Genomic DNA, 9861 nt, shown 5'->3' with positions numbered 1-9861 from the left:
TTCCTGGCCACGCCTGCGCGACTGGATCACCGAGGACCGCGACGCGCTGCGCGTCCACCACCAGCTCACCGAGGCCGCGGCCGGGTGGGACGGCGACCGCGACCTGCTCTACAAGGGCGCCCGGCTCGCGCAGGCGGAGGAACTGGACCCGGACTCGCTGACCGAGCCCGAACTCGTCTTCCTCACCGCCAGCCAGACCGATGGACGCCGCCGCGCCCGCCTGACCAAGATCGTGGTGAGCGTGTTGTCGGTGCTGGTGCTGCTCCTCGGCGGCACCGTGGTGTTCGCGATGGACAGGGCGGGAGAGGTGGCGCGGCAGCGAGATCTCGCCGTGGCGGGGGCGGCGGCCGCCGAGGCCCGCCGGCTGGCGCTGCTGCCGTCCGACAGCGGCCAGGCGATCCGGCTGGCCCTCGCCGCCTACCGGGTCGCGGCCGACGACTCGACCCGCGACCACCTGCTCAGCATCGACACCTCCTTCCGCAGGGACCGGTTCCCGCGGGAGATCTCGGCGTCACCGGTGAAGAAGACGAGCGGTGGCAGGTTCTTCATGAACTCCGGCCAGGGGTCGGCCACGAACCTGTGGGACCTCCGCGCCCGCGAGGTGGTGCCCCGCCTGCGCCTCAACGGGAGAGTGCTCGCGGTCAGCGACGACGACCGTCGCCTGGTCGCGCTCACCGAGGAAGGCGCGGTGCTGCTGGACATCACCGATCCCGCCCTGCCGCGCAAGCTCGCCCTGATCTCCGCGAACCCCGTGAACCTCAGCGCGGACAGCTCCCTCACCAGGTTCGTCGCGATCGCCGCCAACCGGCCCGGCCTGGCGACGGTCTGGACCTACGACGGTTCCGGTGGGCTGAGCGAGGCCGGGGTGCCGGGCCGGCAACAGGTATTGAGCACGGGCTTGTCGCCGGACGGCAGGATCCTCGCGGTGTCGCGGTTCGGCCCGTCGACGGTGGAGTTCTGGCAGTTCGACGGAGGAACGCCCAGCCACGCGAGCACGATCCAGGTGCAGGGAAGCCACGTCTACTTCAGCCCGGACAACAGGCTTTTCCTGCTGATCGACAACATGACGGGAGTCGCGCGGGTGTGGGACGTTTCGAATCCCGCGCATCCGGTCGACTGGGCCGAGTTCCCGGTACCGCCCCGCACGAGCCTGTCCGCCGTGTTCGCCGCCGACAGCACCCAGGTGCTGATCGGCACGGACCGGTCCGCGCAGGTGTGGAGCCTCAAGGACCGGCACGAACCCGTGTCGCTCGCCTCGTTCGACAACTTCCCGCAGGACGTCACGGCTTTCGACTACTGGCCGGCGGACCGGGAGTTCGTCGCGGTGACCGATGACGCGGTGTGGCCGATGCGGACGGACATCGAGCAGGTCGTGCGGGATCTGTGTTTCGGCAATCCGAAACTGTCCGACGAGGACTGGGCGAGGCACTTCCCAGGCGTCAAGCCCGTACCGATGTGCTGAGCTTGAGCCGTGGGTGGCACCTGGGGGCGGCCACCCACGGCCACACCGGCGCCGGTTCGGGGCGCGAGCACCGGGCTTTCCCCAGCTGACGACGTTAGGGCGAACGGGTTGTTCACGGTCAGGCGTTGCCCGCTGAACAAAGTTCTCTGAACAATGACGGGATGCCGAGACGGGAACGCCCTCTCGACGAGGGCGAGAGCGGTCTCCTGCGGTTCGCGGCGGATCTGCGCCGGCTGCGGGAGCACGCGGGCAGCCCCACCTACCGGGAGCTGAGCCGGCGTGCGCACTACTCGGCCGCGGCGTTGTCCGAGGCGGCCGGTGGGCGGAAGCTGCCCAGCCTGGCGGTGACGAAGGCGTACGCCAAGGCCTGTGACGCCGATCCGGACGAGTGGGCGCGGCGCTGGCGGGAGGTCGCCGAGTCCGAACCACACGCGGCCGGCGACAGTCCGTACGTCGGGCTGGCGATGTTCCAGCCCGGTGACGCGCCGAAGTTCTTCGGGCGCGAGCGGCTGACGGCGGAGTTGCTGACCACGAGGAACCGGTTCACCGGGGTGTTCGGGCCGTCCGGGGTGGGGAAGTCGTCGCTGCTGCGGGCCGGTCTGATCGCCCACACGCGGGAACCCGTCCTGTTGTTCACGCCCGGCGCGGATCCGGTGGAGGAGTGCGCGGTCGCGCTCGCCCGGCTCACCGGGCAGGACGCGGTCGAGCTCGCCGACGAGCTGAACGACCCCGAAGCGTTGCACCGCAGGCACGGGCACCTCGTGGTCGTGGACCAGTTCGAGGAGCTGTTCACGTTGTGCCGCAAGGAGGAGCTTAGGACGTGGCTCATCGCGGCGCTCACTCGGTGCGCGAAGGTCGTCATCGGGGTGCGGGCCGACTACTACGGCCATTGCGCGCAGTACCCCGAGCTCGTCGAGGCGCTCGCCAGCAGTCAGGTCATGGTCGGCGCGATGACGCCGGACGAACTGCGCCTCGCCATCACCGAGCCCGCGGCCGTCGTGGGCGCCAAGATCGAGACGGCGCTGCTGGCCAGGCTGATGGCGGACGCGGTGGGGCAGGCCGCGGTGTTGCCGTTGCTGTCGCACGCGCTCGCGGAGACGTGGCAGCACCGCCGCGGCATGACGTTGACCCTGGCCGGTTATGAAGAGGTCGGCGGTCTCGAACACGCCGTCGCCCGCACCGCGCAGGAGGTCTTCGACGGCTTCGACGCACGGCAACAGGCGCAGGCGAAACGGATCCTGCTGCGACTTGTGACCGCCGAGGACACGAAACGCCGTGCGCACAAGGACGAGCTCGAAGCCGACGACGAAGTGCTGGTGACGTTGGCGGCGGCGCGGCTCGTCATCATCGACCGCGACGGCGTCGAGCTCGCGCACGAGGCGTTGCTGCGGAGCTGGCCGACGTTCCACGAGTGGGTCGAAGAGGACCGCGAGAACATCAAGGCACAGCGCGAACTCACCGACGCCGCGCGGACCTGGGAGGCGCTCGACCGCGACGCGGGCGCGTTGTTCCGGGGCCGCCGGCTCGCCAACGTTCCCGAGGGGCTGTCCCTGAACGCCAGGGAACGCACGTTCCTGGCCGCCAGCCTGGCCGCGGAAGAAGAGGTGTCGGCGAGCACCCGAAGACGCACCCGCCGCCAGCGCCAGCTGCTCGCCGCGCTCGCGGCCCTGATCGTCGTCGCCGCCAGCACGACCGTTTTCGCCTTGCAGGCCAGCAAAACCGCCGACGAACAACGCACCGCCGCCGCCGTCCTGAAAGCCGTGGGCGAGGCGACGGCGTTGCGCTCCACGAACCCCGCGCTGGCCCAGCAGGTAGCGCTGGCCGCCTACCAGCTCGCGCCGCTACCCCAGGCGCGCAACGGTTTGCGGCAGGAGGACGTGCCCTCTCAGGTGCTCCGCGAAGCCCAGTCCGAAGTGACCGCACTCGTCGTGGGCCCGACCCAGCAACAGGTCGCGACCGGCCACCGCGACGGCACGGTCGTGCTGACCGGTCTCGACGACCTGCCGTCCCCGCGCACGTCCCACGAGGCCACCAAACACGCCGGCGCCGTCACCGCCCTCGCGATGGACTCGACCGGCGGCCTGGTCGCGTCCGCCGGTGAGGACGGCGCGGTCCACGTCGTCGACGTGTCCCTCGGCAAGCCCCGCGAACTCGCCCCGCTCCCCGTGCACGCCTCCGCGATCGCCTGGCAGGGCACCACTCTCGTCACCACCGGCCACGACGGCGCGCTGAGCTTCTGGACCGACCTCCGCCTCGACCGCCCGCGACTGCTCGTCAGCACCCAACTGGGCCTGGGCCCGCTGGCGGGCATGGCGTTCCGCGCCGACGGCCACGTCCTGGCCGCCGTCACCACCGGCCACGCCGTCCACCTCGTCGACGTGAGCGACCCGCGCGACGCCGAACTCCTGTCGCTGACCAAGCAGTTCGCCGGCGGCGCCCAGTTCGCGGGCAACGGCCTCCTCATGACCACCAACGACAACGCCGTGCACCTCTGGGACGTCACCGACCCGCGCGACCCCGTCCAGCGCGCCGAGATCCCGTCCGGCGGCGGCGACGTCACCTCGGCCTGGCTCGGCGCCGACAGCGTCGCGATCGCCACCGACGACGGCCTGGTGCGCCTGTGGCAGCTCAAGGACCAGCACGAACCGGTCGAGCAGGCCTTGCTGCGCGGGCACGCGGGACCCGTTGCGGCGGTCGGCCTCACGCCCAAGGGCGACGAGGTCGTGACCGGCGGTGCCGACCGGGCGGTGCGGTTGTGGAACGTCGACCCGCGCGACCCGGCGGTGCGGATCTGCGAGCAGGCGATTCCGCGGATGAGCCGCGAGGACTGGGGCCGGTACTTCGGCGACCTCCGCTTCACGCCGCCGTGCCGGGACTGATCGGGCGCGTCACCTGGGACGCCCTGACCGTGCGTGGCCGTGCCGCGAACGGTGGAACGATCACGAAGCGTATGGCCGAGTGGTGAGCGCTTAGCGGGGCGTTAGACGGCGGGCGAACCTCTGGTGGACAATCCGGCCAGGAGGCGGCATGCCACGAGGGGAACGACCGCTGGGGCCGGAGGACACCGCGTTGCTGCGGTTTGCCGGTGACCTGCGGAGACTGCGCGATCAGGCGGGCAAACCGAGCTACCGCGAGCTGGCCGGGCGGGCCAACTACTCGCCCACGGCGTTGTCCGACGCTGCCGGCGGACGGAAGCTGCCGTCGCTGGCCCTGACGCTGGCGTTCGTGCGCGCTTGTGACGGCGACGTCGCGCCATGGACCAAGCGCTGGCGTGAGGTGGCGGCTGAGTACACATTGCCGTTGCACCCGAACGCGCCGTATCCCGGCAGCGCGCCGTTCACCGAGCACGATGCGAAGCGGTTCTTCGGGCGTGAGTACCTCGTCGAACAGATCGTGGAGTCGGTCAAGGCCAAACCGCTCACCGTTGTCGTCGGCGCCTCCGGATCGGGCCGCACGTCGCTGCTCCAGGCCGGCCTCCTGCCCGCCCTCGACGACGCTCTGGTGATCACGCCGTCGGAGCACGCGCTCGAGGACCTGGCGAAGGCGTTCGCCGAGGACGACACGACCGCCGCCCAGCTCGCCGCGGAGTTCCGGCAGGATCCGGACCGCCTCAGGTTGCGGATCCGGCAGCACCGCCCCGGCCTCGTCCTGCTCGTCGACGACTTCGAGCAGGCGCTGCACCAGGACGACTTCATCGCCGCCCTCACCCGCTGCCCGCACGTGGTGCTCGCGGTCCGCGCGGATCACCGCGACCGGTACCTGGCGAAGGGCCTGGACGGCAACGAGATCACCATCGAGCCGATGAGCGCGGACCAGCTGCGCCGCGCGATCACCGAGCCCGCCGCCAAGATCGGCGCGACCGTCGAGACCGCGGTCGTCGCGCGACTGGTCGCCGACGCCGCGAACCAGCACGCGCTGCCGTTGGTGCAGCGGGCGCTCGTCGAGACGTGGCGGCGCAAGCGCGGCATGACGTTGTCGCTGGCGGGGTTCGAGGAGTCCGGCGGCATCGAGCACGTCGTCGCGCAGGCCGCGGAGACCTTCTACCACGACCTCGGGGAGGACCAGAGTGCTCTGCGCGGCGTCTTCCTGAGGCTCGTCTCGGTGCAGCGCAACGGAACCGCGCAACGCAGAAGCCGCAGACTGGAGGCCTCGCAGCCGCTGCTGGACCTGCTGGCCAAGGCCAGGCTGGTGACGCTCACCGAGGACGGCGCCGAGCTCACCCACGACGCCGTGCTGCGCTGGCCGCGGCTCGCCGAGTGGATCGAAGAGGAGGGCGAGAACCTCAGGACGCACGAGCAGCTCGTCACCGCGATCGAGCTGTGGGAGGCGAGCGACCGCGACCCGCTGGCGCTCTACCGGGGTGCCCGGCTGCGCAAGGCCAAGGAGCTCGGCGAGTTCCTGACGGCCCAGGAACGCAGGTTCGTCGAGAAGAGCAGCAGGCGCGAGAAGCGCCGCTCGACGGCGTTGATCGCGGTGATGGCGGTGCTGATCGCACTGGTGCCCGGCACCGTCGTCTACGCGCTGGCCAGCGAGCGCAAGCTCACCGCGGCGCACGACCGGGAGCTCGGCGGCAAGGCGCTCTCCGAGTCCGAGGCGTTGATGGAGCAGCGCCGGCCGTACGCGGACAAGTACGCGCTGGTCGGTTACAAGGTCAACCCGTCGCCCGAGGCGGAGAAGGTGCTGCGGCTGGCGAACGCGATCGCGCGCGGCATCCCGTTCACCGGCACGTCCAAGGACGACGCCGACGTGCTGGTCGGCCCGCGTGGCGAGATGGCAGCGGTGACCGACGAGGACGGCACCGACCGGATGTGGAACCTCGACGAGGTCGGCGCGGTGCCCGGCAAGCGGTTCGCCGACCGCCACCGGGTCGTCAAGCTCGCCGAACGCCGCGCCGTCACCAAGGACAACTCCGGCCGGCAGCACCTGTGGGCGGTCAACGACGCCGACGACATCACCTATCTCGCACCGCTGCCCGAGCGGTTCCAGACGCTGGACATCAGCGCCGACGGCTCGCGGATCGTCGGCAAGATCGGTGAGGCGGTGGCGGTCGGCCTGCCGACGCCGGACGCGTCCGAGCGCATGGTGCTGCTCGACCTCGGCGACCCCAGACAGCCGCGCAAGCTGCCGATGCCGGTGCGCGACGCCGAGACCGTCGCACTGAGCCAGGACGGCCGCGAGCTCTCGACCGCCGTCTGGGACCCGGCGGCGGGCGTCACGACGATCGAGTTCTGGCGCATCGGCGGCACCTTCGAACGTTCCGCGCCGTCGTTGACCCAGCACGTCTACGTCCGCGGCATCACCTACAGCGGTGACGGCCGCTGGCTCGCCGTCGAGCACTCACCCGAGTCGGTCGTCGAGGTGTGGCAGCGCGTGCCCAGCGGCACGCCCGTGCTGCGCGCACGGCTCGACAGCGCGTTGCGGTACGGGGCTCGGGTCACGTTCTCCGACGACGACCGCGTGGCCGTGGTGCGCGACAACGTCTTCGAAGTCCAGCGCCTCTACACCACCGGCCGCGCCCCGGACCGGCTCGTCTACGTCGTCGGGCACGGCAACTCGATGCGCGCGGTCTACCGGCCGCAGTTCGGCGACTTCCTCGTGCGCAGCGGGGGCCAGGATCCCGAGCTGCTGCCGTACGACCTCGACAGCGGCCGCATCATCAAGAAGATGTGTGAAAAAGACGGCGCGCGCCTCACCGACTCCGAATGGGTGAAGAGCTTCGGCGAAGTGGAGCGCGTCGACGTCTGCTGAACCGCCGCGATACCAGGAAACAACCCGCAGTTGAGCAAGCACGCATTGTGAAGGTGAGATCCACTCTCTAGGGTGACCGGGTGCGTGCGTTCACAAGGGGACTCATCGGCATTGCCGGGTTCCTCGCGCTCTGGGAGCTCTTAGGACGCTCTCCCCTCATACCTGCACACGCGCTTCCGCCACCGTCTGTCGTGTTCGGAGAGCTCGTCACGCAGTTGACGTCGCCCGCGTTCATGAGTCATGTCGTGGCAACGGTCCTGGCAGTGCTGATCGCCATCGTGATCGCCATCGCCATCGCGGTGCCGAGTGGACTCGTCCTCGGCAGCGTCCCCGCCGTGCGGCACGCGACCCGCGCGATCATCGAGTTCCTGCGCCCGATCCCTTCTGTGGCACTGATTCCGCTCGCGCTGGTGATGCTCGGCTTCGGGCCGGAGACCAAGATCACGCTCGCCGTGTACGCGGCACTGTGGCCGATCCTGTTCAACACCATTTACGCGCTGGACGAACTGGACCCGTTGCTCGTCGACACAGCAAGGGTTTTCGGCACCGGACGGACCGGTGTGCTGCTCCGGGTGGCGTTGCCCAGCGCGTTGCCGTTCGTCCTCACCGGAATCCGGCTCGCGGCGACGACGGCGCTGATCGTGATGGTGAGCGTGGAGCTCATGGCCGGCAGCCAGGTGGGCCTGGGCTACTTCATCATGGAGGCCCGCAGCGGGCCGGGCCGGATGGACCAGGTGCTGGTCGGCACCGTGGTCGCGGGCGCGATCGGCGTCCTGCTGAACAACGGTCTCGAGCGCGTCCGCCGGCGTTGGGTGGCCTGGTGACCAAGTTCCTGCAGCGGTGGACCGTGTTCGCCGGTCTGGTCGTCGTGTGGCAGTTGCTGGGCTGGTTCGCTGACGACCCGTTCTTCCCGCCGCCCTCCGAGATCGTGACGGCCGCGTGGAAGTGGTGGGTGCTCGAGCCGCACAACGTCACCGAGCACGTCATCCCGTCGATCACGCGGTTGTTGTCCGGATGGGCGATCGCCTCGGTGCTCGGGGTGGCGCTGGGCCTGCTGCTGGGCCGCTCGGACCGGGCGATGGAGTACGCGGGACCGCTGCTGGTGTTCCTGCGCTCGATCCCGCCGCCCGCGCTGGTGCCGGTGTTCCTGCTGCTGTTCAAGGCGGGCCAGTCGATGCAGCTCGCGACGATCGTCTTCGGCGTGATCTGGCCGGTGCTGCTCAACAGCGTGGACGGCGCCCGCTCCGTCGACGTGACCAAAGTGGACACTTCGGCGGTCTTCCGGATCCCGCGCTGGCAGTGGGTTCTCGGTGTCGTGCTGCCCGCGGCCTCGCCGAAGATCTTCGCCGGCCTGCGGGTGTCCCTGTCGCTTTCCCTGGTGCTGATGGTGATCTCCGAGCTCGTGGGCACGGACAACGGCATCGGCTCGCAACTCATGCAGGCACAGCGCGAGTTCGACTACACGCGCATGTGGGCCGGGATCGTCCTCCTGGGCGTGCTCGGGTACGGACTCAACACCGCGCTTCTCGCGGTGGAACGCAGAGCGTTGGCGTGGCAACCGAGGAGTCGGGATGAGCAACATGCTTGAGGTGGCCGACCTGGGCCACACCTATGGTGACTACGAGGCCATCGGTGGCCTCACGTTCACCGTGCGCGCCGGCGAGCTGGTGTGCGTGGTGGGCCCGTCGGGGTGTGGCAAGTCGACACTGCTGCGCACGATCTCCGGGCTCATCGCGCCTTCGCGCGGCGACGTGTCCCTGAAGGGATCGCACCTCGCGGTGGTCTTCCAGGACTACTCGCGCTCGTTGTTCCCCTGGCTCTCGGTGCAGGGCAACGTCGAGTTCCCGCTGCGCGGGCTGCCGCGCGCCGAACGCCGTGCGCGCGCCGCCGAGGCGCTGGAGTGGGTCGGCCTCGGGGCGGCCGCTCGCAAGCGTCCGTGGCAGCTTTCCGGTGGCATGCAGCAACGTGTGGCGATCGCACGCGCGTTGGCGTACCGGCCGTCGTTGTTGCTGATGGACGAGCCGTTCGCCTCAGTGGACGCGCAGACGCGGTTCGAGCTGGAAGACCTGTTGCTGCGCGTGCGTCGTGAGCACGACACGACCGTTCTCGTGGTCACGCACGACATCGACGAGTCGGTGTACCTGGGCGACCGGATTCTCGTGCTCAGCGGCTCTCCGGCGCGGCTGGTGGCGGACCTGGAGGTGCCGTTGCCCGCCGAGCGCGACCAGGTGACGACGCGGACGGACGAGGCGTTCGTGGCGCTGCGGTCCAAGGTGGCGCGGCTGCTGAACGTCGGCGGGAAGCCCGCGATGGACGTGGAGAAGTGGGCCGCGGCGGAGCGGGAGTCGCTCAGCGAGACCGTCCCGTCCTGACGGAGCGTGTTCAAAACCCGGCTCCAACTGGGAAACCTGGGAAGAACTGGGAAAAAGATCTAGCTCGCGAAGAAGCCCCGGACCGCTGTGGTCCGGGGCTTCTTCGCGTTCAGCGCGCCTGGCCCGCAGGAGGGGGCAAGAGGCCAGGCGCTGGCTCTACTGGGTTGTCGCGGCTTAGCTGTGCCCCCGGTTGTGGATGAAGGGTCCCTTCATCCACCTCAGGTCGATGAAGGGACCCTTCATCCACGGGGCAAGCGCCAGAACCAAGCCGCGACGCTG

Annotated in this window: 6 protein-coding genes; all 6 read left to right on the top strand. The window is 70.1% G+C overall.

The window, feature by feature from the left end:
* Nucleotides 1-1462: WD40 repeat domain-containing protein (locus B0F77_RS48460; protein WP_169731079.1), on the top strand; the 1462-nt coding region annotated here is incomplete at its 5' end.
* A 161-nt stretch (nucleotides 1463-1623) separates the two neighbouring features.
* Nucleotides 1624-4341 (top strand): nSTAND1 domain-containing NTPase, encoded by a 2718-nt coding sequence (locus tag B0F77_RS45705; RefSeq protein WP_086669309.1) that lies wholly within the window; start codon nucleotides 1624-1626, stop codon nucleotides 4339-4341.
* 148 nt (nucleotides 4342-4489) lie between these two features.
* On the top strand, nucleotides 4490-7210 hold the full coding sequence (locus B0F77_RS45700) for an nSTAND1 domain-containing NTPase (RefSeq protein ID WP_086669308.1): 2721 nt from the start codon (nucleotides 4490-4492) through the stop codon (nucleotides 7208-7210).
* Nucleotides 7211-7290: 80 nt separating this feature from the next.
* The gene (locus B0F77_RS45695; RefSeq protein WP_086669307.1) at nucleotides 7291-8034 is read left to right on the top strand and encodes an ABC transporter permease; all 744 of its coding nucleotides are present in this window, start codon (nucleotides 7291-7293) and stop codon (nucleotides 8032-8034) included.
* Entirely contained in the window at nucleotides 8031-8798 is a 768-nt protein-coding gene (locus B0F77_RS45690; protein WP_086669310.1) for an ABC transporter permease, read from the top strand. Before B0F77_RS45695 ends, B0F77_RS45690 begins: the two co-directional genes overlap by 4 nt.
* Nucleotides 8782-9582: an ABC transporter ATP-binding protein gene (locus B0F77_RS45685; RefSeq protein ID WP_086669306.1), complete on the top strand. Its 801-nt coding sequence runs from the start codon at nucleotides 8782-8784 to the stop codon at nucleotides 9580-9582. Before B0F77_RS45690 ends, B0F77_RS45685 begins: the two co-directional genes overlap by 17 nt.
* Nucleotides 9583-9861 lie beyond the last annotated feature (279 nt).

Source organism: Lentzea kentuckyensis, assembly GCF_002150765.1.
Classification (GTDB): Bacteria; Actinomycetota; Actinomycetes; order Mycobacteriales; family Pseudonocardiaceae; genus Lentzea; species Lentzea kentuckyensis.
This window is presented reverse-complemented; position numbering and strand designations above follow the sequence as displayed.

Coding starts and splice junctions, on each gene's coding strand:
- B0F77_RS45700 (WP_086669308.1), top strand. CDS start 4,490: ATGCCACGAGGGGAACGACCGCTGGGGCCGGAGGACACCGCGTTGCTG.
- B0F77_RS45705 (WP_086669309.1), top strand. CDS start 1,624: ATGCCGAGACGGGAACGCCCTCTCGACGAGGGCGAGAGCGGTCTCCTG.
- B0F77_RS45685 (WP_086669306.1), top strand. CDS start 8,782: ATGAGCAACATGCTTGAGGTGGCCGACCTGGGCCACACCTATGGTGAC.